Raw genomic sequence first — 25910 nt, 5'->3', positions numbered from 1 at the left:
GCGACAGTTGACTAATTTTTATTGGTAGTATCAGTGACAGATAAACTATTCTAATCCACATAGGACTACCGATACAAAATAAACTGGGTGGGAATTTTAACCCACCAGTTAATCTAATTATCTACCGTTTGATGTTCCCGTGAAATTACAAAGCGATTTGCCACCGTTTCCGGCTGAATTGCTGAGAGAATCACATGACTGGAATCGGTAATAATTACAGCCCTAGTTCGACGACCATAAGTTGCATCAACCAGTTGACCGCGATCGCGTGCATCAGTGATAATGCGCTTAATCGGGGCGGATTCTGGGCTGACAATGGCAACCACTCGGTTGGCTGAGACAATATTGCCAAAGCCGATGTTGATTAGCTGAATGTCCATAAAATAAACTGACGTTCAACGTGGTGTGAGGAGAAACACAATCTCAGGCAACATTCGAGATCGAAAACCGAATTGCACTTTTTTAACAATGCGTATACGGTAATGTCGCTTTAGTTGTGTCTCTACAAGGTACTATTTTTCATGTTATCCCCAAAAAATAGCAGTTTCAACGCCAATTTTGGCGTTCTTCAATTGTTTTTAAATAATGATTGCTTTTTTTTAATCTTTATCAATCAAGTTTAATTAAAATCAGCCTCAAGATATAGGTAAATTATGATGAAATTATTATGTATGTATTATTAATTTTTATCAGTGTTAGATAAATAAAACACATAAAAATTACATTGTCTTACGTAGTAAATACTGATATGTTGATTTCACAAGTATTTGTTAATTGCCCTATTACAGCAAGACTGATAGCAAATGAGTTCTTGAAAATAGCAAAAGCTGAGTATTCAAGACAAGTATATTTTGTTGATTTTCATATCGATTAAGCTTTATAAATTCTTTTGAAAAAGGAATATGATTATACTAATAATACAAAAAATAAAGTTATCAAAATTTATCAAACCTCTGAAGAGTGAACAACCTAGTCAAAACCGTTGAAATTAGCGCCTGAGTAGAACTCTCAGCAATTACCAATTCGCAATCCGCAATACTTTCCGAGAAGCAAGTTACATCATTTTGGGGTTTAATTTCACGAGCCTTTACAAGTAGCTTTTTTGACTGGTGTGGCAGTACAAGTGTTTAGTGGCTGTAATTGTATCGGTGTAACCCTTCCCGGATGTAATTGCGAATTTGATGATTGAGAAATTTTTCAGCTTCTCCTCTGTAACCAAGCACTATTGTTAGTAATTCTTTTCATCTCCTGCAATCGCGATCGCAATCGATGTAAATTGGGGGCATAACCTCCGTAACGCCAATCAACATAAGCTTGGCAAATTTCATCAATGACTTCAGCTGTAGCAGTTGTATGTTGCTGGTAAGAGACTTTCGCAAATTCTAATGGCGTTTGTGATGGGTGTTTGCCCAAACCTTTGGCATCAGACCATTGCAACATTTGTTGGTAGAGACTTTCCATTGGTGGTAATTTCCTTAAGGCAGAGCGATTGCACAACTTTCTCCATCCTTGCCATGTTAACCAACCAGAGAAACCGAAGGCTGTGGCAATAATCAATCCTTGGACAATACCAAACCAACCTTTGGCAAATAAGCCAAAGAACCACAGGAAAGTTTTTGTCAACCAGGTAAAAATAACCTCAAAGAGATTATTCAGAAAACCACTGATGGGTGAAGGCAACCAACCCGCTACCCATTTCCAAAAATGCTGGAGAACAGAAAAAGTCTGAGTTTCTTCCACCGATGGCGGAATTAGGGGATGATTAGGAATGGGATCGAAAGCAAACCAGCCGTATTTAGGGAAATACACTTCCGTCATCGCGTAAGCATCGGTATTACGAACAATATACATTCCCGTAAATGGATTAAATTGTCCCGGAGCAAAGCCAGCTACGAGTCTTGCAGGAATACCAATTGAGCGCAACATCACCGTTAAGGTTGTAGAAAAATGGTCGGGATAACCACCTTTATACTTGAATAAAAATGCCTCAACTAAATCTTCTTTCTCCGTCAAAAAAGGAAACTCGTTTAAGCTTTCGGGAATTTTATAGTTTTGTTTGAGATATTGTGCTAGGTAAAGTGCTTTCTCATAGTTAGAATCAAGACTTTTGTCAGATTTCCCAACTCGATGTTTGTTATAGTCTGCTAATATCTCTTCGGTACGATCGCGAACTTTGTCGGCAATCTCGCTGGGAATCTCTAAATAATTTTTGGTAATACTAGCTGGATATGCCGTGCCAGCTTTACCCAGTAATGTGCGATCGCGAATTGGAACTTCGGAAACCACAGTATAGGTAAAACCATCAACTAAATTTACCGGAGCGCGCAAACTATTCTCAGTATCAACTGCAATCATCGGCGCAGGGAAGTAAACTTCCTTTGGGTATGACATCGCCGGGACTAAGTTTGGCATGTCGGCAACAACTGCATATGTCTGTACTACCTCTTGAGTAGTCCCAGTAGAGTTGCGGCGGGGCAGAAAAATTTGGTAACTCCAAGGGGAACGTTTAAAGGTTTGCGTATTCTCATTCCGGGAAATTTCCCATCCTTTCCCTGTGTATTTATCAAAAGCCAGCACTCGCCAAAAACCCTCAATTTGCGATCGCACCCGCATGACAACTTTGGGCTTCATTTCACCACGCAGATTTTGGTTCATGCGACTGTTAAAACCGTAGTAGTAACTAGAATCAACCTTTCCGGGTTCACCATTTCCACCATTACCCATTCCTGTACCATTGCCATTACCATTCCCCTGACGCACATAACCGGGATTGATAATACTGCGTCCTGTAAAATTGCCTTTAACTTCAATATTGGAGCTAACGGGAAACATCCGCATCTGATAGCCAGGGAATCTCGGTAAAATGGCGAAAATACCCAAACCAGTCGCCAAGATGAGAGTAAACAATAAAAAATAAGAAGGTAGAACCGCAGAAATCCTTTCAGACTTCCGTTTCTCCTTCTTGTCTTGAAAATTGCTAATCCCTAGTCGCGATCGATAATCAAAAATTAAAGTCGGTAAAGCAACGCCTAAAAACACCAACAGAACAGGCGCAAAGGCTAAAGTTTGACTCAGAGTTGCAGCAACCCCAAGTAAAATCACCCCAATGACAATCGAATAGCCTAAATCTTTGCGCCGAGGCATATCATAACTGTGCAGTACCTGGAGTTGGATTAACAATTCCGCTAATACCAATCGTGTATCGTTCAACTCCCCCAATAATCGCCCAAAGAAAGCACCCAGTGCTACTAACATTCCAATGGCGATACCAAATTTTACCGATACATTGCGATTGTGACGACGGTAGTAACTCCAACTCGCACCCACAATACTTAAAGGTACTGCCCAAAAAGACGATTGAGTTTCTGCTGCAATATCCTTGGCAATAATCCCTACAGTAACCAACAACAACACTAGCACTCTCAAGGGAACGGAACTTTCTATTTCCGACACAGATGGCAGAAACACACTTTGCTGCCAATTCATCCATTGAGGTAAACGCCAAAGCCGATTTATCCTGGTAAATTTCAACATTTTGATTAGAAAGCAGCAAACAGTTTGCAATCCAGAAACGTAGACGCGACGGACTCTAACTTTCTCAGTATAATTAGGGATACTGGAACAAGATATTGACAGATTAGTTACAGAAAACTCAATTGTGTGATTCCACAATTACTAATCCCAAATCCGATTCCTAACCCTCAACCATGCTGCTTTCCGTAGACGCTAGAGGCACTGCATTGTCGATAAATCGACTTGTCAGTGCCTAAAATTATGACCGCTTCTTTAAACCAAGGATACGCTTTAAAACCAGGATTCGTCATCTCTAAACTGATGGCGTTTGCTAAATTAAAATTTTAGTGCCAGTGCTTTTTATTACAGTGTAGGCAAGATTAAAAATGTTAAAGGTTTTTCGTCAATTTCAGTTAAATTGACTTCGAGAGTATAGGGTTGCCGTGGCTGGGAAGCGTTGGCATTATCGGTAATTTCTAAGCTCAAGCTGCCGGGAGCGGAAGATTGTGCCATTGCTTGGGTGCCATTTCCCACGACTTTGAGACTACCTTTGGTGGGTAAATTGCCACGAACGCAAAGCTGTGAGAGCGAACCTTGGCTTTGGTACTCAACTCTCAGTGCGATCGCTCCAGCACTGGACAACCACTGTCTTTCAATTACTGGGTTAGTAGCTGAAATTGTTAGTGTCAAGTTATCCAGCAGTTGTTTAGCTGCTAATAATGACACAGCCATTTGCTGACGGGGTTGCAGTTCTGAGTAATCGCTATCCAAATTGGGTATTACCTCCAGGCTGGAGGCAGCAGAACGATAAGGAGTTCTCAACACCAATCCGGCTAAATCGTTAATTGTATGCGGGTCATTGGGAAACAAACTCTCCACTGCCTGAACTAATTTTGCCCCCAGTGGCAATGAAGAAGTTACCAAAGCTTGACATTTTTCCAGCAATTGCCGAAAAACCCGTTCCGGTAAGTCAATTGGTAAATTCAGCGAAGCTTGGGCTTGTGCCCATCCCCAAGCTGGAACCAAACTGACTGATGGATTGTCAGCGTAATCTGGATATTCTTTTACCTGAGTTTCCCAGGGAAATAAAGGAGGATGGTTTTGTATTTGAATTTGTAACCGACGTTTAAGGACGGCTTGGAAACGTTCTTGCACAGTAGGAATTTCTCCTAGTTGAAAGGTTTGGGGTGTCCATTCTAACTGCTCTTCCCTACTGTTTAAATCAGTAGTTTTAGCGGTCAAATTTTCTACCCCGTTATTTTCCTTACATTCGACCGAAGTATCATCTGATGTCAGGGCGGTTTCCGCCAATAACCACCGGAATAACTGGTTTTGCAAGGATTCTGAGTCACTATTCATGAGTAGATGCACCCGATCCGGACACTAAAGAGTTACGAATTTCCCAAGCTTGTTCAAGAATTTTAAACCATCGTTTTTGAAGTTGTGCCATTGACAACCCTAAAGTTTTGGCAATTTTTTCATCGGGTTGTCCTTGTTGCTTTAACTCCAATAAAGACCGTTGTTTCTCATCCATTTGAGCAATGTAGGTATCCCATTGTTGGGGAGTTAAACCCAAATTAGTTTTTAGATCGGCTTCAAGCCATTCATGAACCAACTCCCAACGGTGCAAGAGGGCAAAGCGAATCAAATGGTATTTGAAACGTTGTTGCAAGTAATCACGTTGTCTGGGGGTTAAGCCAAGAACTGATTCAATTTCCTGTGCGGACATATCCTGTAACCGCAGCGTAAAGTAATCAGCACAGTCGGTTTGTTGTCGTTCCTCTAGATAACTCATTAACTCGGTAATCACCACAGAACGTAGCGTGTCTTCTTGTGGTTCCGGTTCCGGTTGAGTTGCCATTGCACTTCGCAATCGCTGTACTGCGGGGTCTTCCCAAGCTCCATCCGCTTCACTGGTACTACCTTCAGCTGCTTGTTCAATATCGACACAGGTTTCTGGGGGTTGCTGTTGGGAAAAAGTTTGTGCCCGCAGAATAATCAACTGTTGCTGTCGTCCGGGTAAGGGAATGCGGCGTTTACCATAGCGTTCTGTAAATGCCATGTATTCTGCCAATTCCAGCAAGGTATGGGGCTGGTAGGTAGCACCCAATTGGTTTTCGCGTCGAAAAGCATTGAGTGCTTCCAAATAAAAACTTTGGAGAAAATCTTCAATAATTGTCAACCGCCCTTGGTAGCTCAGTTGCCTTTGTGGAGGGTTAATGTAACGATAAATAATCGCACTTAAGGTACTGTGGAGATCGACGCGCCCCCGATTGGAACCCAACTGATGGTAGCGTAGGCACTGGGAGAGCCGATGTCGGGCAAGGGTCATGGCAGAGCTTTCTATAGCACCGGAAGCCTGGATGCGTTTGCTTTCGCTGCAAATGCGGTAGACTTCGGCAGTGATTCGCATTGCCACATCGTGGCAATTTTTCTCCGAAGCTTTGGTTGATTGTCGAAGCTCCTGGAAGAGGAGTTCAAATATCGCCTCCACGCCGATAGAATTTTCTCCCTGAATAGTTGTGGTTGCGGCTAAATTCATAGTCTCGTTGTTCAAAAGACCCTAACATACCTATTTACAACCTGTAGGACGACGGGTGTTTAGTTTCGGGTTTTGCGTATAAGCTAAACGCAAAGTATATCCAAAAGTTTCAGATTTGGTTTAATCTATTATTCCCAACTCTGGTTCGATTGTTTGCACTTTGATTTACTGTACCCTTAACACCTACCCATCGGTTTACAAGTAATTTATGGACTTAGAAGCACAAATTCAATTGCTGATTGACAAAGCACCCCAAGATGGTATAACACCACAACTGATTACAGCAATCGCTCCTGTCCTTTCCGCGATCGCTTCCTCATTACGTCATTCCCAATACTATATCCTGCAAGACATGGATGAACGCTGGGTGATGACAACATTAAGCAACCGTGCAAATCCAGAACTCGAAAAATGTGTGATATACGCTTACCCTACATTACAAGATGGTAAAGCCAGCATTGATGCTGTGTCTAACCCTCAAGTAATTGTTGCACCCATTCCTGTTACACATGTTTTGTTCCAATTGGTAGCATTAGAACCCGTAGATAGTATAGTTTTTTTTGAGACGACTGGCACGACCAATAACACTGTTGAGATTGAACGCTCGGATCTGCAAGCCTTATTCCAGCGATCGCTCCAACAAAACTATGGGCGCAGTTCGATTCCTCCTGATATCGCCTAAAAACTATCAGATATCAGCTTAACTTGTCACAAGCGACATTGTGGGAATTAATGAGTCACTCGCTAAAATAAATTTTTGGTAAAGTTCAAAGTTTTCAGTAAAGCCGGCTTAATACAAAGTCCGCCATATTGGCTAAAGCTTGTCGTGGTTCTGAGGGGGGAAGTTCTAAAATATGCTCAACTGCTGACTTAGCATGGTACGCTGCTAGCTCTCTTGCCCTCTGAATCCCTTGGCTATCAAGAATCAAAGCCATTGCTTTTTCCAAATCGCCATCTTGAGCAAATTGTCTTTCAATTGCTAGTTCTAAAGCTGGTTGCTCTTCCAATGCAAACAAAACTGGTGCTGTCAGATTACCACTTTTGAGGTCGGAACCTGCTGGCTTGCCTAATGTATCTGTCGAACTCGTAAAATCCAAAATATCGTCAACAATTTGAAATGCTAAACCCAAATGATTGCCATATTCGTAAAGGTGTTCGGCAATTTCCGATGAAACTTCACTGATTACTCCCGCAGCTTTGGAACTATTGGCAATTAAAGATGCAGTTTTGTAATAACTTTTTTTCAGATATGTTTCTAAGGATATACTAGTATCAAATCTATTTAGTCCCTGCTGGATTTCTCCAACTGAAAAGTCCATTAAAACCTGTGATAGCAATTTCACAACTTCTAAATTATCCAGGTTTGCCAAGTGCCAAGATGATTGGGCAAAGAAAAAATCTCCTGCTAATACAGCAATCCGATTGCCAAACAAACTATGAATAGTGGGAACACCACGTCTCACGTCTGATTCATCAACTACATCGTCATGCACTAAACTCGCAGTGTGGATCATCTCCGTGATTTCCGCAAGGCGACGGTGGCGCTGAGTAATATCTTTTGGCAACATGGTTGCCCGCGATATTAGCAAAACGATCGCTGGTCTGATACGCTTTCCCCCAGCTCCAAATAGGTGTTTTGCCGCCGCAAAGAGGATGGGGTGGTCATTTCCAACAAGCTGTATCAGGTTCTCTGCTAGTATTTGCAGGTCTGCTTCCACAGGGGTAAAAAAGGAGGTAGCTGGGGTCATGGATGGGCGGACTCTGACTTAAGTTACGAAAGTTTACATATTCTCTACTCATTTTAAGATAACGCAGTGCTGCTGCAAAGCGTTGATCAAGAAAAAGCTGTATAAGGGTGAAAGGGAAATAGGTTCAGAAGTTATGGGAATTGTAAATTTCCCACCCATCCACCAGATTCACCTGCCAATTACTGCTTAACAAATATTTACAATCTGGACAACAGAATTTGCGGATTGTGTGTTTTGGGGTTGTATTTAGAAATAGAAAGCAAAAGGGAAAACTTGAGTTGGTTGTGTGATCTGTTGAAAATCTTGGAAACATGCCGGCTTTTCAGGCGATTTGGATACTCGTGACGACTAATAAGGCTTTGTGATTGCTAGCCTCCGATAAGGTCTAGTTTGTCAATGGCGAGATGAGATTTTCTGGGTGAGTCAGTTCTGAATGATTAGCTCAAATGTTTTTGACACTTTTTTCTGTCAAGCTTTCTAACTTCATTATCTTGACCTGAAACTGGTATCGTCACCCACATATCATTTTAATTTTATAGTATAATCAAGTTTAGATTTATACATTGATATTGAAAAAATACCAGTATATTTTGAGTCTGTAATTTGATTGAAGTTTTGATTGGTTCTCTAGCTATTAGAGGCAAAATTTGCTTTAGAAAATCAATTGGGTGAGGAAAACTAAAGTTTAATTTTAGCTCACAGTAGCGATCGCACTAACCACACTTAGTGATTGTTGTGATGTCAGAAAATCGATTCAGTTGATTTTATACTGGCATTAAAGAGAATTTTTCAAAATTAACAGCTAACCACTCGAAAAGGTGAGGCGGTTATGTTACGCTAATGTCAAGGGACTTCAAAATTTTTGTTATTCACTTCAGGAAGGTTTATCGCTCTTTTAGGGCTTATAGCCGTCTTGATTTGTACATAAATAGAAATCAACATGGTTGAATCGATAAAGCTAAGTAGCTACTGAGATTCGTCAGCTTGGATACAACTTTTGTAGGCAAGTTGCTTGTGTCTTACGGCTATCCCAGCAGGTTTCAACCTTAGCCTTTGATTACAATTAAAGGCAATATATCCTACTTTGTAGTAGGGAAAAATACTCAGAACATGCAGATTTGAGAGAACTGCCTTCTCAGCCGTAAATAGCTATTTGGCGGTTCGGATGCTTGATGGCAGTAAATCTGTAGAAAAAAATAATCACAAATGAAGTTAACACTCAGTTAACTTCAAAGTTCTTCCATTCCAGTGCTTCATAGTAATGGGCATTTTTGCTGTCAATAATTGATATTGAGGGCTGGAATTGCATGAACGCGGATAACTTGCAATTGCGTAGACAAAGCAGATGGTAAAGAGATGTTGTACGTGAAAATGCCTATTATGATTGTTTTATTAGCTACCGGATATTTATTTTCAATCTATCTATTATTAGCATTAGCTAAACGTAGTAGTCCAAGAATTGAGACCAAAGATGCAAATGTTTCGGTGACATCTAGTGTTACAGAAATAGTTAATGGTCAATAAATTAGTTAAATCAGAAGCTGGAAGAAAGTATAGTGTCTTCCCAGATAGGGTACACTACACTTTCTGAACTGGCTGTGATTGTAACCACGTATTCATAACATTAGCTATTCATATTAACCATCCCATTAATTGATCGCATCTTGTCGAGTGCTGGAGACGGCAATCTCGCTAAAATGGATGACTTCAACGGTGGGAGTGCAGCCGAGCCAATTAATGGATGATTGGGAAAATTGCTGTGGACAACCAGTGACGACAAAACGAGTTGGCATTGGTGGATGGTTATTTCTTAAACTTAATAATTCGAGTTCTTGAGCACAAGCAGTGGCAACATGTACTGCTGGGTCTATTAAGTTGACATGATTGGGAAGGAGCGATCGCAATATGGGAGACAAGTGAGGATAGTGCGTACAGCCATAGACTAAGGTGTCTATTTCGCGATCAATGAGAGGCTCCAGGTAAGAACGGGCTACCTCTATTGTATAAGGATCGTGAATACGATTTTGTTCAATTAAAGGAACAAACTCCGGGCAACTAACTTGCCAAACTTGCAGTTCGGGGTCAATTTCCAGGATAGCGTTTTTGTATGCATTACTTTTGGCAGTTGCGGGAGTGGCGATAACGCCAATACGTTTACCTTTTTGTATGGCAGCCCTTGCACCTGAGAGAATTACTCCAATAATTGGAAAATTAAATTCTTCGCGAATAATTTCTAGTGCCAGGGCAGAGCTAGTATTGCATGCCATAACAGCCATTTTTACACCTTGACTTTGCATCCAGGTGAGAATTTCGCGATTAAACTGGATAATTTCAGCTTGCGAGCGAATCCCATAAGGCAGTCGTGCCGTATCTCCACAGTAGATAATTGACTCCTGGGGAAGTTGGCGATAGAGTTCGCGTAGTACCGTTAAACCCCCCACACCACTGTCAAAGACTCCAATGGGGGCACGTTGGGGTTCTTGATCGGAAAATTGGAAAAAATTGCCTTCAAATAAGGAAGATGGAAACACTGGTAATTATTGTTTTGTGTTTTGATTAAAGATACAGGATTTATTGCAATTCAACAATTATTTAGCCAAGGATTTTGATCCGAAATATGAAAAGTGGGGAGGACACTTCTGTGGATTATTTCCCTGGGGGAAAGAAAGTGTCCGTTATCGGGCATCACTAATTGTCAATAGCCTTTATCTTTTTAGGTATTGGAGAATGCCACGTGCGATCGCATCTGCCAGTCTGTTCTGATACTCTACAGTCCCAAGACGAGGGTTATCTTCTCGTCCTGTCATATAACCGACTTCAACCAATATCGAAGGCATGGAACTCTTTCGCAGTACATAAAATCTAGCTTTGCGCGTACCTCTGTTCTTGAGGGTGGGAATGCTTTGAAGCATTGTTTTCCTGACTGCTTCTGCTAATTGATAACCACTATCGTAGTAATATACCTCCAAGCCATTAACCTCGGGACGACCACCAATCGAATTGGCATGAATACTCACAAACAAATTCGCATTGACACGTTCTGCTAAATCAACCCGTGGTTTTAAGTCTACAAAATAGTCTGCATCCCTTGTCATGACAGCTTGCACACCATTTTGCTCCAAAATTGCAGCCACTCTTTTACCAATTGGTAAAATGACATTTTTTTCTAATAATCCACCAATACCAGGTGCGCCTGAGTCTTTACCGCCATGTCCAGGGTCAATAACCACACGTATTTTACCCTTTGGTACGGGATTCCGGGGTTGAGGATTTGGTGGATTTACAACACCTCCACCTGGTGGTAACGGTTGGGGGTTGGGGCGTGGTAATGGGAGGACAACGGGAGGATTAATTGGAGGATTTGTTGGGGGTCTGCTCACAATATTACCGCGCCGCAAATCGAGAGAAATTAATTGACCACTTAGTTGATTGACTTGTCCCACTTGTACACCGGCGGCGGGTTGAACTAATATGGCTACATTATTATTGGATTCTTGTTGGAGTTTAACCCTGAGTACGGCACTATTGGCACTCAATGAGGGTCCTCGTAAATCTTTTGAGAGTTTGGCATTAGGAATTGTAATCCGGAATAGCCCACTAGCTCTATCCCAGCCACCACTCCCTGTTAAACGTTGGTCTCCCCGAACAATGAGTTGCGTGCCAGTGGCGTTGAGTTCAACTGACTGAATTGTAGCTATGTCATTATTGACGGGTCGATCTGGTTGCTTGTTATTGTTATCTGTTGGCGCATTATTATTTCTATCGGGCAAACGAACTACTGGTGTCCCAGGAATTACAATGAAAGCGTTATTACCACTTTTTGATGCTCTCCAATCAGGGCTATCTTTTTCTACTTGCAGCTGCATTCGTACAGTTGGTGTTTTGGAATTTAACTGCGACAAAAGAACACGGTTTACACCTAGTTTATTAACTAACAAGTTGCGTTCTTTTAATTGAGGTGAAATAGTTGCGCCACTGATATCGATATCTATTGCACGTTTATCTAGGCTACGAATGACGCGAATTTGGGGATTGCCACCACCGCTTGTCCGCAGAAAAAATCCGTCGCCCGTAACTTGGAGATTTTCAATTTGGGTGCCAATTTCGGTGGCTGCCACTACTGTTGTTCGACTCGGCAGACTACTGGAATTAGAAGTATTGGAATTAGAAGTATTGGAATTAGTAGTTGTAACTACGTTGTAAACATTATTTGTGGTTGCCGTATCTGCTTCTTGTTCCCGTTCAGGTTTGGGTAGCTGTACAGTCCAACGATTTGGACTAACACCAACAACTTTAACTTGTTGGGGGTTAAGAGTATAGCCAGAAGCAAGTTCGACAACAATACGAGTGGTGTCTTTATCAAATTGCCCAACACGTAACGCCCGAATGGCACCACCAACTGGTTGGCTCACTTGAGGACGACCAAATTGTGTTCCTGGTAAGTCGAATACCAATCGAGTTGGATTAAATACTAACTGTGCTTTTGGTTGAACAGCACCTTCCGTTGTAATTTCTAAACGATTTTGATTTTGATCAAACCGCCAAGAGTTAAGTTTTGCTGCATGAGCGGGTGACGAAATAATAAAGGCTGTAACAATAGTGCTGGGTAGTAACCAGTGTAGTTTCACAGTGTTTTCTCCTGAGTCCATTAAATTGGGAGTTGTCATTCTGTCTAAGTGTTAGCAAATCCTCACACCGTCACCCTTATAGGTTTGCTAGCTGTCTATGGAACAAGCTCACCACCCAAACCTTTGTTGAAAAATCAAGGAAGTTTCTTTGAGGAGCTAGGTGTTTTTATGCAGAACTTCCGATGCTGTATCTTCGTTTTTACTTGCTTTGCGATTAGATTTACAAAGATACGACGCATAGCTTGCTTCCCCAAAGGGCAAGCATATTGACCTTGACAAATTTAAATACTATTGAGTCTATTAAGTCGCTAAAACGTACTTTATTAAGCATCAGATTATACTTGTAAATAGTATAGAAGATAGAATTAACTCCAAGCCTGAAATTCCAACTCTGACTTATTTACTGAGTAATATTAGATTTGAGTTCTTGATGATTAGATGGTATATTCCGCCACAAAGTTTCATATTTTAACTACAAAGTCAATCCATAATTTGCAAATTCAAACACTAAATTAATTTTCAGTACAAGAAAATAGTAAACTGAAGCGCCTTTAGTTATAACTGATCGCAGTGAGTTATTAGCTGTTAGTTCAAAGCTAACTGCCAAAAGCTAATAGCCATTTTGCAAAGTCCAATTTTTAACCATGTCTAGTATAGTAGTCGTTTGTTCGTTGTCATTTGTTCGTTACACCCAATACCTAATGTCCAATGACCAATGCCTAAGTTAGCTTATATTTAACAGTTTTAGTTGCATTTTTCAAAAAAATGTGTTCTGTTTAAACATGAGAATTCAGGATTGATTGACTTGAGAGGTTTTAGGTATTCAAAAGTGTCTATCGTTGGCGGAGATATTGGAGGATGCCTCGCGCGATCGCATCTGCCATTTGCGCCTGATACTGGGGTGTTTGTAACCTGGCGATGTCCTCTTGTCCAGTCATATAGCCCGTCTCAACTAAAATTGAGGGCATAGAACTTTTTCTGAGAACATAGAAACGCGCTCGTCTGACTCCTCTGTCTCGAATATTCAGACTTTGAAGTATATTATTGTGGACGATGCGAGCAAGACCCAGACCACTGTCGTAATAATACGTTTCCAATCCATTCACATCCGGACGACTTGCACCAGCCGAATTGGCATGTATGCTCACAAAAACATCCGCATTGGCTCTCTCTGCCATATCAACACGCCCTTGTAAGGTGACAAAGTAGTCAGCATTGCGTGTCATCACAGCTTGTACCCCATTTTGCTGCAAAATCTGCGCTACCCTAATGCCAATCGGCAGAATAATATTTTTTTCCTGGGTTCCCCCAATCCCAGGCGCTCCTGGGTCTTTACCACCATGCCCCGGATCAATAATTACTACCAATCGCCCATCATTGCGTCGTGGTGGCGGTATGGGTGTGGGATTTGGGTTGGGGGGATTACCGATAGAACCTGGATTGGGTTGAGGAAATGGAGGCAGTCCTAAAGGTGGGTTTAATGGGGGGATGGAACGATAGCGATTTAATTCTAAGGCGAGAAACTGTCCCGTAATCTGATTCAGTTGACCAATTTGTACCCCTGCGGCTGGTTGCAGCATGACGATAACACTTCCTGATTCCTGTTGTTCTTGTAGTCGAATCCGCAGAAGTGGGCTACCGCTATTTAATGATGGTCCACGAACGTTTGCTGTGAGGCGAGCATTAGGAATTGTGATGCGGAACATTCCTGAAGTTCGATCCCAACCACTCGTGGCTGTAAGTTTTCGATCTGCGCGAATAATTAATTGTGTACCTCCACCCCCTAGTTCGACAGATTGGATTGTGGCTGGGGAGTCGGTGCGTTCGGGGGCTGGGATACCGGGAAAAGGTTGGTTGGGACTAGGAATAGGTGGATTGGGGTTATTATTGCCAGAATCTCCTTTGGAAATACTACCCAGGCGATTTGGTAGTACAACTAAACCACCACTGCTTTTACTCACTCGCCAGTCGGGACTGTCTTTATCTACCTGCAACGACATTCTCACGATGGGAGTTTTGCCATCAAGTTGTGAGAAAATAACGCGGTTGACACCAAAGCGATTAACGGAAACATCTCTCTGTAAAAAGTTTGCTGATATTGATGAACTCGCAATATCAATATTAACGGTTTGGCGATCGCGACTGCGGCTCACACGAATTAAGGGATTACCACCGCTTGTCCGCACGAAGAAACCGTCGCCTGTAATTTGGATATTTTCAATTTGAGTCGCGCCTTGGGCAATGTTACCAGTTGTTATGGATGAATCGGGTTTCTTGTCCTGTTCCAGAACAACGGAATTATAAATATTTGTAGCAGAATTTGTGGCGACTGGGGAACTATTCCGGTCAATTTGGGGTTCTGGTAATTGAACCACCCAGCGATTAGCCGATTTGCTCTCGAATTTAACTTGCTTGGGGTCGATGGTATAACCGGGTGCGAGTTCAACAACAATGCGAGACATTTCCTGATTAAATTGTCCCACCCGTAGCGATCGATATGCACCAGATGCAGGTTGTATCACCTGTCTGCGTTCAAATTTTACCCCTGGTAAATCTATGACCAAACGTGTTGGGTTAAATACTAATTGGGCTTGGGGCTGAACTCCCGTATCGGTATTAATTTCCAGTCGATTTTGACTGGAATCAAACCGCCAAGATTCGAGCGTTGCAGCACGACTAGGCGACGATAGCATGAAGATAGTTACAACAGTACCAGATAGTAACCAATGTAGTTTCACAGTGTTTTCTCCTGATTCAATTTTATGGGAGTTGTCAATCTGAAGACAGCATTGGCAAATCCTCATGCAGTCACCCTAAAAGACACATAACTGAAGACGCACCGATGCTGGATACATCTAAAGTGACAAATACAGCTAGTAGCGTCACATGCTAACATAAACCTTTCAAATTTCGATGCTGCGATCTGCTTTTAGGATTAGACTTGTCTCTAAAGCCTTACTCAGCATTAGTAATCCACCAACAAAGAGATAATCAGAATCAGGACTCTTTAGTCAATCCCAATTCATGACAATTGCAAGATTGAGAAAGTTAGTATTAGCCTCAAGTGACTTCAGGGACTCGTACATCAAAAAATATAATCAAAAAATCCAATTATAAATTTGCTAATCATATCAATAGTGGGGACGGGTTTCTCCCATCCCCACCCTGTGGAATAATTTATTTTTGGTATTACCTAATACCCTAATCTTCTAGGGCTGGTTTATCGGAACTAACCGTGACAAGGTTTATATCAGGGTCTGGGAATACAAACCTCAGTAAAGGTGGCGCTACAAAAGTTGTAAAAATTACCATCATAATAATGGCAGCTTCTAGGGGTTTAGATAAAGCTCCCGTGCTGGAGCCGATACCCAAAAAGACTAATCCAACTTCGCCACGGGGTATCATCCCCACGCCAATAGCCAAACGATTGATTTTTCCCTGTCCGAACACACCTAAACCAGTGACAATTTTGCCAATAATTGCGATCGCCACGAGAAATATAGCCATTACTAAACCTTCGCGGTTGGCGGGAATCGCTGGATTGAGGACACTTAAGTCAGTTCTTGCGCCAACTGTGACAAAGAAAACAGGTACGAGCATATCAGCGATAGGGACAACTTGCTCCTGTAATTCGTTGCGTTTGTCGTTTTCATCCAGCACTAAACCTGCGGCAAAAGAACCTAAAATTGCTTCTAGATGAATCGCTGCGGCGATATATGCCATGACAAAGGCGAAAATAAATGCAGGTAAAATCAAATCGCCACGGGTTTTGAGTCTCTCAACAACTGCAATAAAGCTTTTACTAAATATACTACCAAGAGCGATCGCGCCTACTAAAAATCCGGTGGCGGCAATAATTAAATAAATGACTTTGGAAACATCTACTACACCATCTTTGGCTAAACTCGCCACGACAGCTAGCACAATAATTCCTAAAATGTCATCAATGACAGCAGCGCCAAGAATAATTTGCCCTTCTTTGGAATTCAGTCTACCAAGTTCCGAAAGTACCCTGGAAGTAATACCGATACTTGTGGCTGTCAATGCAGCACCTGCAAATATCGCCGGAACAGCCGAAATTCCAAAAAATATCATCAACCCAGCAGTACCAGCCGCAAAAGGCACAGCAACCCCAATACAAGCCACTACTACTGCTTGGATGCCAACTGCCATTAAATCCTTGAGATTTGACTCCAAGCCAATTTCAAACAGCAGGATAATTACACCTATTTCTGCTAGTACCGAAATGACTTCTGATTGGGCTTGAAACACGCCATTGGCAGCTTCCGGAGTTAAGCCGTCACTAAATTGCAAAAACTGCATAATCAGTGAACTTGAAGCATCGACATTTTCCCCTGGAAACACGAGTAAATGTAGTGCTGAAACTCCAACAACGACACCGCCAACGAGTTCACCCAAAACAGGGGGCAAACCAACACGATTTGATAATTCTCCGCCAAGTTTGCTGGCAAAGTAAATTACGACTAAACTCAACAGGACGGACGCTAAAACGAGTGAACCATCTGCTGTCTCGGTTGTAGATGCGAGTAAAGGTAATGAAGATAATGGAATAGTCATTAAATCTAACTGCATTGCCTCTGCTAAAAACCATCTCTCTACTGTATCAATTGGGAAGTGAGGAGTGGGGAGTAAATGAGGGCGCGGGTACGGGAAGGAGACACGGAGATATATCTGTATCTGTTGCCAGATTTTTGACAAACGGGGATAAAGTGCCCAATACCCAATAAAAAACCCGCATTTGCGGGCTTTCTCAATTGAGTTATGTGTGATGTAGATTTGAGAAATTTGGACTATACACTAACCCAAAATTACTCATCCACAATCGCTTTATCTTCTACCAGCGAGCTTTTTTGCCATTTTCCGCAAACGAATTGACTGTGGCGTTACTTCCACCAATTCATCTGGACCGATGTATTCTAGGGCACGTTCCAAACTCATATCTATAGGAGCTTGTAACTGCACTAATTCTTCACCGCCCGATGCACGGTGGTTGGTTAATTGCTTGGTTTTACAAACATTCAATTCCAAATCTTGGGGACGATTATGTTCACCAACAATCATGCCTTTGTAAACTTTGGTACCAGGAGTAATAAAGAAAGCGCCTCTATCTTCAGCGTTTTTCATGGCGTAGAATGTGGAAACACCTTCCTCGAAGGAAATTAACACCCCTTTATTGCGGGCTTCAATTTCGCCACTTAAACCGCGATACTCCAAGAAACTGTGGTTCATGATACCTTCACCACGAGTCATCCGCATGAACTCACCCCGGAAACCAATCAAACCACGGGCAGGAATCACAAATTCGAGGTTTGTACGTCCATTACCACCGACTTGCATATCCTGCATTTCGCCTTTACGTTGTCCCAGACGTTCGATGCAGCTACCCACTGCTTCTTCAGGAATGTCTAAAACTAACAATTCATAAGGCTCGCAGGGTTGTCCATTTACTTCGCGGTAAATTACCTGTGGTTGGGAAACTTGAAATTCATAACCTTCACGACGCATCGTTTCGATTAAGATACCCAAGTGTAGTTCACCCCGTCCCGAAACTAAGAATTTGTCAGGGGAGTCAGTTTCTTCCACACGCAAAGCTACGTTGGTTTCCAGTTCGCGCATCAAGCGATCGCGTACCTGTCTTGATGTCACCAATTTGCCTTCTTGTCCAGCAAAAGGTGAATCATTTACCCAGAAGGTCATTTGTAAAGTTGGTTCGTCCACTTTAATTAGTGGCAATGCTTGTGGATCGTTAGGATCGGTGATGGTTTCACCAATATTCGCATCCGCAAAACCAGCAACGGCAACAATATAACCAGCACTGGCTTCTTGCATTTCTACCCGCTTCAAGCCTTCAAAGCCCATCAATTTGGAAACTTTGGCTTTGACTATAGCACCTGTTTCTGTGACGAGTGCTGCTTGTTGTCCCATCCGAATCACACCGTTGTGGATACGACCAATAATGATACGTCCCAAATATTCGGAATAATCGAGGGTGGTAACTTGCAGCTGTAAAGGTTTGTTTACGTCACCAACTGGGGGTGGAACATGGCGTAAAATTGCCTCGAACAAGGGTTTCATGTCTTTGGATTCGTCTTCCAACTTATCTTTTGCAAATCCAGATAAACCAGAAGCAAACAGATAAGGGAAGTCACACTGGTCATCATCCGCACCTAGTTCGAGGAACAAGTCGAGGACTTTATCAATTGCACTGTGGGGTTCAGCTTGGGGGCGATCGATTTTGTTAACAACGACAATCGGACGAAGACCTTTTTCGAGCGCTTTTTTCAATACGAAGCGTGTTTGTGGCATTGGACCTTCGTTTGCGTCAACGATTAAGATACAACCGTCAACCATGCCTAATACCCGTTCAACTTCGCCACCGAAGTCAGCGTGTCCAGGAGTATCGACAATATTAATTAGAGTCTCGCCATATTTAACAGCTGTATTCTTGGAGAGAATAGTAATGCCGCGCTCGCGCTCCAAGTCGTTTGAGTCCATGACGCAATCCGGAACGTCTTCGCCTTCGCGGAAAATGCCGGATTGTCTCAAGAGGGCATCAACCAAGGTGGTTTTGCCGTGGTCTACGTGGGCGATAATAGCGACGTTACGGATAGGGAGCGTCATAGTGCGCGTTTTGGTACTGTAGATGGTTTTTAGATATTAGTTTTTACATGCCTGCCATAACAGAAGTCGGATTTTTTTGATAGTTCTGTAAACAAGCTTTAATAATTCTATCGTATCGTTAACCGTTCGGAGTGGTTTGTAAAGTGAGAGATTTTTTTTGGTGCGACGGATGGAAATGTGAACGCGGAGTGTACAACACTTTTGATTGCAAGTATCAAATCAATATGGTGCTTAGATATTTATTGGATAAATTTATTGGGTAAGTTTAAATACTTTAAACTTCTCTTAAACTACCCATTTTATTCTTCGTAATTTTTGAAAATTGTATTTTTACCAAGTGTGTGGTTATAGTCAACAATATTCAGGAGATGATACTCATGTTTCGCATTGTTTGTAGAAAAGACAAAATAAATCACTTATTCAGTTAAGAGCTTATAAAGTAAACCTTAATACCAAATAAAGCGGGTTTCTTAGATTTTAAGTATCAAGCATCATCTGAACTATTTGATGAGAAACCGGGTTTCTCTCTGCGCGACTATCCTGAATATTTACTTTATAAATCATCTCTAATACTGATTTTTAGGATATTCTGAATCGTATTGTATTATCAAAATAATAATTACAAATCAATAAAATTACGTTTCTTTTTCTTTTGTTTAAATTTATCTTTTTCTTTCTCCTTCTCCTTCTCTTTGAGACTACCCAACTTGCCAAAACCTCTATTTTGTTCGGGAACGATTGATTCTATTAATTTTGGCTCAACCGATTGTCTGTCTTCTCTAATTTCTGTCAAAGATTTATCGATTTCATCTTGTTTTGATAGATTGTTGCTTAATTCCACAGAGTCACTGGCAATATTATCGACATTCTCGACAATATTAATATCGGTTTCCTCGACAGTGATTGTTGCTTCAGGAAGCATATCAACATCTGAAGTTTTTTCCTCGACAGTCTCTTCTTCTTTATTTAACGCATTATCAACAATATTTTCCGGTGTAATTTCTGATTGGCTAGTACCTGCATTTAGTTCTGTAACCTCTTGCTCATTGATAGGTGACTCCTCAACCATATCAATTTCATCTGTTACTTCATTAGCAATAATGTCAGAGATATTTGAAACTTCTTCCTGGTTAATTTCTAGATTTTCAACCTGTAAACTTAACTCGTCAATCGCATTTTTTTCTTCTTCATCCTCTTCATCACCAACTACTTCTAAATCGCTTTCTGCTGCAATCTCAAATTTAGAACTTGGTGCTGTAATTTCTACTACTGGTGTCGCGACTTCTGTAATCTCGGCAAATTCCAGAAATGCTGCTATTTGCGACTCCTTTAACTCATCCTCAGAACTAATACCTAAATACTCTTGAACATCTGCCCAAGTACCACCAACAATATCCTCTGCAACCTGCTGTGACTCAAATACTAATTTAACCACAGGTGCAGAAATTTTTCCCTGCAAATTGATTAACGCTGCGATAATAAAGCCATTCAATTCGGGAGAATTTTGTTGATACTTTTGTAACTGCTGAGTTAACACGACGATACAATGATTTCGCGCATTCTCATCATGCTTGGCAATTTCCTCCAAACTATTGATAGCATTCACACGCGACAATAACTTATGGGAATCATCAGCTAAATAAGCAGCAAGCTGAGAAATCACCACAGCACCAATATCACTAAAAACTTTCGGTAATTCTTCACTTACCGCATCACTATCTTCCAACTCATGAAATAATTGCATTAACGGCGCGATCGCATCTTCCGCACGTAATTGCCCTAACGCCCGCCAAGCATGAACAGCTGCCCATGCTTCCAAACTACTAGGTTCGGCATTTAACAAGGCATTATCAACCCCCATCCTGATTAAATCGGGTATGTGTTGCGAACCCAAACCTAATTCAGCAATATAGTCATGCTGCTGATTGGCGAGATTTAATCCGAGAGTCAACAGCTTATCTACAGGCGGTTGATAACTTGTAAGATTCATCATCAAAAGTTGTCTTGTATATTAGCCAACTATCATGTATAACAGAATCTCGTTCAGATGTACCACCTTTGTGCCAAAAGTAAATAATTTAGCGATCGCAAAGCTATAGCAAAATACAGAATACAGTAGTCAAGATTTTTAAAGCTACAGACTGTACTGTATTTTGTATTAACCGCCAGGGCTTTTCAGCCACATTCAGCCCACCCAATCATTAATATCGTTTCTCCAAAATCTGGCAACACATAAAATAAATCTCCGTATTTCCCCGTCTCCCCGTCCCGCGTTAGCATCTGTTGCTTTCTTTGGGAGAATTGGTATGACTACCCGAAATTCGATTATTGATAAATAATTTAGAGGTAAAATGCCGACTTTTCGCAAACTTGCTATAAAATGCTTGTACTATATTTTTTTTGAGCAAATTTTATTTTAGTGGCTGATTTAGTTGGTGATTAACAGGAGAAAGTTAACATGCAAAAGCTAATGCCCAAAATATTAAAAAATAGCCAGCTTCGCAACTAAAAGGGCATTTTTAGCGTCAAAGGGCAGAACTAGCTTAGTTATGGCTTTAGTGATGACAACACTGAGAAGCATAATTAGCCCTTATAACTTCTCGCTATTATTTTTAGATTCGGAAAGTATGCACTTTTTGGATGTATTAGCCTCTACCAAAAGTTATAAACTAGGAACTTAAATTTGAACTTGATTAGTGGAATAATCGCTGAATGATATGGGTGAATCCTTTAGACTCATCTAAAATCAAATAATTAAACTGCCCAAAGCAAACTCAAAAAGCAAATCTCTAACCAAAAATTATTATGGTAGCTGCTGGTACAACATTACAGGGTGGCAAATATACTCTAGACCGGGAAATCGGTCGGGGAGGCTTTGGTATCACATTCAAAGCCAATCATCATTTTTTGCATCAGGTAGTGGTGATTAAAACCCTGAATGAAAAACTGCGACAACATCCTGATTTTGCCAAATTTGAGCGTCAATTTCAGGATGAAGCACGACGTTTAGCTACTTGCGTACATCCAAATATCGTTAGAGTCAGTGACTTCTTTATAGAAGCTGGATTGCCATACATGGTAATGGAGTATATCCCCGGCGAAACCTTGGGAGAAGCCTATGTCATGGCAGGAATACCCCTCAACGAAGCCACAGCCATTCACTATGTCCGTCAAATTGGAGCCGCTTTAGAAGTAGTCCATAAAAACGGTTTGCTACACCGCGATATTAAGCCCGATAACATTATTCTCCGCCAAGGTACTCAAGAAGTAGTGCTGATTGATTTTGGCATTGCCCGCGAATTTAATAGTGGAGTCAGACAAACCCATACTGGGATGGTTTCCGAGGGGTTTTCACCCATCGAACAATACCTTTCCCAAGCACCACGCACCCCAGCCACCGACGTTTATGGTTTAGCCGCGACGCTTTACACTCTGCTGACAGGACAATTGCCAATGCCAGCATTATTACGCGATCGCGAAAAAATGCCATCTCCTCGTGAACTGCAACCCCATCTGAGTGCCGCAGTTAATCAAGCTATTATGCGTGGGATGGCGGTTGATGCGAGATTCCGCCCGGCAACAGTAGCTGAATGGTTAAAACTATTACCTAGTGCCCTAGCTGTCCCAGCACCTCAACCATTGGCAACCCATGCAGTCCAAACCATAGATTTATCGAGCCAAGAACCGCCCAAGGTAGCAGCCGCAGTTGCTGCAACTCAAGTTGGAAACTCTTCCCCAGCAGTATCTCAACCACAAGTATCTGGAAGACAAGCGAATATCAAAGCAATAGCCCAGAAAGCTCTGACACCTAAGGTATTTATTGGTGTCGGTATTTCCATGCTGGCAGCCGCCGCCGGTTTTAGTTCCATCCGCTTCACCTCAAACCCTGTCACAAAAGCACCATCCCCCGCAACTGTCGAAGAACCAAATAACTTTCCACCTGTTGGCAACTTTTCAGCAGCACCAACAGTAAGCGAATCTCCAAGAACTGAAAGCACAGCCCCGGAAGCTAGTGATTCTTCGACAACATCTCGTATAGAAGCAAGTACCTCAACTCCGACACGCCGTAACAAACGTCGCCGTCGAATTGAGAGCGACGCAAGCCCCACTAGTAGCAATTCGAGAACTGATAGCAACAATCGAAATTCTGAAAAGTCGCCAAATGCTAGTAGTTCTGACAGTTCTGATACCTCTACAACCAAGCCTAGCAATTCTAGTGGTGGTAATGAAACGCCAGCAGGTAATAACACAACGGGAACACGTCGTAATAATGAAGAGAGGGGAAGTGGTTCAGCCAATACACCGCAAACACCTGCTTCACCTTCCTTAGTTGATCGATTGCGAACAGTGCGCGACTCCAATAACGTACCCGTCGAAAAGAAAAAATCCTCACAAACGCGATCGCAAACACCATCTCGTCCAGCAAATTCCGTGGTTGTACCTACGGAACCTTCAAGTTCTTCTCAGCGTTCTTCTGGTTCTGCGGATGTTGTTGTGCCGACACAGGAAGTACAGGAGCGTAGTTCTCTAGATAAACAAGATAATCAGTCGAACTAAAAAATCTGCCTAAGGAGTCGCACCCAAATAAGTTGAACAATTTATGTTTTGTAGTGCGGAGAGGAGTTTCCGGGGAGATGCTCTTCACGGAAAACTCCGGGGCTGGAAAGCCCCCGCAAGCAAGATGCTTGCACTACTTATTTCTACCTTATTTTTTAGGGATTTTGGGAAATAGGGTTAACCCGCAAGCAAGATGCTTGCACTACTTATTTCTACCTGATGCCTAATCCCTAATTTCCCAATCAATTTCTGGTTGATTGTGTAGGAGTAATGCTTGATTAACTGCTGAGAATGGCTTACTACCAAAAAAACCATTGCGGGCGGAAAGTGGTGATGGATGTGCGGATTGAATTACTGTATGCCTAGTTGTATCAATTAATTTAATTTTCTTTTGAGCATACCCACCCCAGAGAATAAAGACGACTGGGTCACTTTTGTCGTTAATTTTACTAATGACTGCATCCGTAAATTGCTCCCAACCTTTGTTTTTGTGGGAATTCGGCTCATGCGATCGCACCGTTAAAACGGCATTCAGCATTAACACACCTTGCTTTGCCCAGTTGACTAAGTAACCGCTTTCAGGAATACTACAGCCAAGATCAGCTTGGAGTTCCTTGTATATATTCATGAGCGATCGCGGTGGTTTTATACCTGGTCGTACAGAAAAACACAAACCATGGGCTTGATTTTGACCGTGATACGGGTCTTGCCCCAGTAGCAAAACTTTCACCTCTTCATAGGGTGTTAACTCAAAAGCCGAAAATACATCTGCTTCTGGTGGGTAAATAGTTTGGGTTTGACGCTCCTCAACCAGAAAATCTTGCAGTTGGCGAAAATAGGCTTTGGCAAATTCCTCTGCGAGTATAGAATGCCAAGAACTCGACAATTGAAATTGTTGATGCACCATTGATACCAATTCCCTAAAAGAAAGTAACAGATAATGATGCGGGGATGCGGGGACAGGGGTGTTTTAATGTGTCACCAGATTTTGGAGAAACAACATGAGATGGGAGTGTGGAGTTAGAAATGACAAATTAGGAATCGGATTGACAGCGATCGCAAATGCCCTTGACTGTAACCTCATATCTCTCAGCTTGCAACCCCGGACGCAAACAACTCAAATCCAGAGGTGGAAACGCCACCCAATCAATATCTTCGATTGCCCCGCAACAACTACAGCGAAAATGATGATGCTGGGAGATATTCGCATCGTAGCGACAAATACCTTCATCTAACAGCACTTCCCTCACCAAGTCCACTTCACGCAAAGCCTGGAGTGCTGCATATACTGTTGCCTGGGAAGAAGTTGGTGCATCCTGATTCAAATCTACCAAAATTTGTTCAACTGTCGGATGGTCTGTTCTTGCCAGCAAATTTGCATACACTGCAAACCTTTGCGGAGTTACCCGCAACTTCTTACTTTTCAAGACTTGGACAATCTCACTCGCTTGTTGCTGCATACCGATGTCTATTTCTCTACTAACCACAATCAACCAATAATACATAATTTATCATAATCAACATTGGTGTTGACATATTCTTAAATCAGAATTACTCTGATTTAGAGCGATGAACTTAATGTTTGCATAAATTTTGCATAAATAGCGATCGCATTCTTTAACTAAATACGAGGATTCTATGGCAGTTGTTACCCGCGTTCCAGATGTAGTGTTCAAAACTCGCGTTCGTGATGAGTCTGTTCCCGGACCTAACCCTTTTCGTTGGCAAGACCGCACAACCCAAGAGATTTTTGGTGGTAAGCGAGTAGTTTTATTTGCCCTTCCTGGTGCATTTACCCCTACTTGTTCTTCAACACACTTGCCACGCTATGAAGAACTGTACGATGAATTTAAAGCGCAAGGTATTGACCAAATCATTTGTTTGTCAGTCAACGATGCATTTGTGATGTTCCAATGGGGTAAGCAAATAGGAGCAAAAAACGTTTTCTTGCTACCTGATGGAAACGGAGAATTTACTCGCAAAATGGGAATGTTGGTAGACAAATCCAACTTGGGTTTTGGAATGCGTTCTTGGCGTTATGCAATGGTTGTCAACGATGGCAATATCGAAAAAATATTCGCAGAAAATGGATATGAAGATAATTGTGCGATCGACCCATTTGAGGTGTCTGATGCTGACACCGTGCTAGCTTATCTTAAAGGTGTAGACCGTTCCCAAGAAGTTGCTCCTCGCCTCTCATTTGTTGGCTAGTTTTTTATTGGCTAGTTTTCCCAAAAATCATATCCCCGATTGACAAAGTCGGGGATATTTGGTATGTAA

Annotated in this window: 17 protein-coding genes; 4 read left to right on the top strand and 13 right to left on the bottom strand. The window is 41.9% G+C overall.

Features of this window, described 5'->3' with window-relative positions; translation table 11 throughout:
- Window positions 1–113 precede the first annotated feature (113 nt).
- From remA to hetZ, 4 genes are all read right to left on the bottom strand, one after another.
- Window positions 114–380, bottom strand: a complete 267-nt coding sequence (remA, locus tag VB733_RS12335) for an extracellular matrix/biofilm regulator RemA (protein WP_096617532.1) — start codon at window positions 378–380, stop codon at window positions 114–116.
- 817 nt (window positions 381–1197) lie between these two features.
- Window positions 1198–3534, bottom strand: coding sequence for a DUF3488 and DUF4129 domain-containing transglutaminase family protein (locus VB733_RS12330; RefSeq protein WP_323340376.1), 2337 nt, complete (start codon window positions 3532–3534; stop codon window positions 1198–1200).
- A gap of 342 nt (window positions 3535–3876) precedes the next feature.
- Complete coding sequence (locus tag VB733_RS12325) at window positions 3877–4872, bottom strand: PatU (RefSeq protein ID WP_323340375.1); 996 nt, start codon at window positions 4870–4872, stop codon at window positions 3877–3879.
- Window positions 4865–6055, bottom strand: coding sequence for a heterocyst differentiation protein HetZ (hetZ, locus tag VB733_RS12320; protein WP_323340374.1), 1191 nt, complete (start codon window positions 6053–6055; stop codon window positions 4865–4867). Before hetZ ends, VB733_RS12325 begins: the two co-directional genes overlap by 8 nt.
- A 208-nt stretch (window positions 6056–6263) precedes the next feature.
- Between hetZ and VB733_RS12315 the strand changes: the two genes are divergently transcribed.
- Window positions 6264–6737 carry a hypothetical protein gene (locus tag VB733_RS12315; protein WP_323340373.1) on the top strand — a complete coding sequence of 158 codons (474 nt, stop codon included), beginning with the start codon at window positions 6264–6266 and terminating at the stop codon, window positions 6735–6737.
- 94 nt (window positions 6738–6831) lie between these two features.
- On the opposite strand, the gene sds is transcribed toward VB733_RS12315, so the two are convergent.
- Window positions 6832–7803, bottom strand: a complete 972-nt coding sequence (sds, locus tag VB733_RS12310; RefSeq protein WP_323340372.1) for a solanesyl diphosphate synthase — start codon at window positions 7801–7803, stop codon at window positions 6832–6834.
- Window positions 7804–9159: 1356 nt separating this feature from the next.
- Here sds and VB733_RS12305 point away from each other — a divergent pair.
- A complete protein-coding gene (locus tag VB733_RS12305; RefSeq protein WP_323340371.1) occupies window positions 9160–9327 on the top strand; it encodes a hypothetical protein in 168 nt (55 codons plus the stop codon).
- 125 nt (window positions 9328–9452) lie between these two features.
- On the opposite strand, the gene murI is transcribed toward VB733_RS12305, so the two are convergent.
- The 6 genes from murI to VB733_RS12275 all read right to left on the bottom strand — a co-directional run bounded on the left by murI (window position 9453) and on the right by VB733_RS12275 (window position 21066).
- Entirely contained in the window at window positions 9453–10334 is an 882-nt protein-coding gene (gene murI / locus VB733_RS12300; RefSeq protein ID WP_323340370.1) for a glutamate racemase, read from the bottom strand.
- Window positions 10335–10508: 174 nt separating this feature from the next.
- Complete coding sequence (locus tag VB733_RS12295; protein WP_323340369.1) at window positions 10509–12431, bottom strand: N-acetylmuramoyl-L-alanine amidase; 1923 nt, start codon at window positions 12429–12431, stop codon at window positions 10509–10511.
- Window positions 12432–13264: 833 nt separating this feature from the next.
- A complete protein-coding gene (locus VB733_RS12290; RefSeq protein WP_323340368.1) occupies window positions 13265–15169 on the bottom strand; it encodes an N-acetylmuramoyl-L-alanine amidase in 1905 nt (634 codons plus the stop codon).
- A gap of 463 nt (window positions 15170–15632) precedes the next feature.
- A complete protein-coding gene (locus tag VB733_RS12285) occupies window positions 15633–17024 on the bottom strand; it encodes a cation:proton antiporter (protein WP_323340367.1) in 1392 nt (463 codons plus the stop codon).
- A gap of 255 nt (window positions 17025–17279) precedes the next feature.
- The gene (typA, locus tag VB733_RS12280; protein ID WP_096617518.1) at window positions 17280–19073 is read right to left on the bottom strand and encodes a translational GTPase TypA; all 1794 of its coding nucleotides are present in this window, start codon (window positions 19071–19073) and stop codon (window positions 17280–17282) included.
- Window positions 19074–19692: 619 nt separating this feature from the next.
- Window positions 19693–21066, bottom strand: a complete 1374-nt coding sequence (locus tag VB733_RS12275) for a hypothetical protein (RefSeq protein WP_323340366.1) — start codon at window positions 21064–21066, stop codon at window positions 19693–19695.
- Window positions 21067–21878: 812 nt separating this feature from the next.
- On the opposite strand from VB733_RS12275, the gene VB733_RS12270 reads away from it, so the two are divergent.
- A complete protein-coding gene (locus VB733_RS12270; protein WP_323340365.1) occupies window positions 21879–23630 on the top strand; it encodes a protein kinase domain-containing protein in 1752 nt (583 codons plus the stop codon).
- 223 nt (window positions 23631–23853) lie between these two features.
- Here the strand turns inward: VB733_RS12270 and ung are convergent, their stop codons facing one another.
- The gene (gene ung / locus VB733_RS12265) at window positions 23854–24537 is read right to left on the bottom strand and encodes a uracil-DNA glycosylase (protein WP_323340364.1); all 684 of its coding nucleotides are present in this window, start codon (window positions 24535–24537) and stop codon (window positions 23854–23856) included.
- A gap of 127 nt (window positions 24538–24664) precedes the next feature.
- Entirely contained in the window at window positions 24665–25090 is a 426-nt protein-coding gene (locus tag VB733_RS12260; protein ID WP_323340427.1) for a Fur family transcriptional regulator, read from the bottom strand.
- A 178-nt stretch (window positions 25091–25268) separates the two neighbouring features.
- On the opposite strand from VB733_RS12260, the gene VB733_RS12255 reads away from it, so the two are divergent.
- On the top strand, window positions 25269–25841 hold the full coding sequence (locus tag VB733_RS12255) for a peroxiredoxin (protein WP_096617510.1): 573 nt from the start codon (window positions 25269–25271) through the stop codon (window positions 25839–25841).
- Window positions 25842–25910 lie beyond the last annotated feature (69 nt).

The organism is Calothrix sp. UHCC 0171, from assembly GCF_034931845.1.
GTDB lineage: Bacteria > Cyanobacteriota > Cyanobacteriia > Cyanobacteriales > Nostocaceae > Brunnivagina.
The sequence above is the reverse complement of the archived record's forward strand: the minus strand, read 5'-3'. Positions and strand labels throughout refer to the sequence as shown.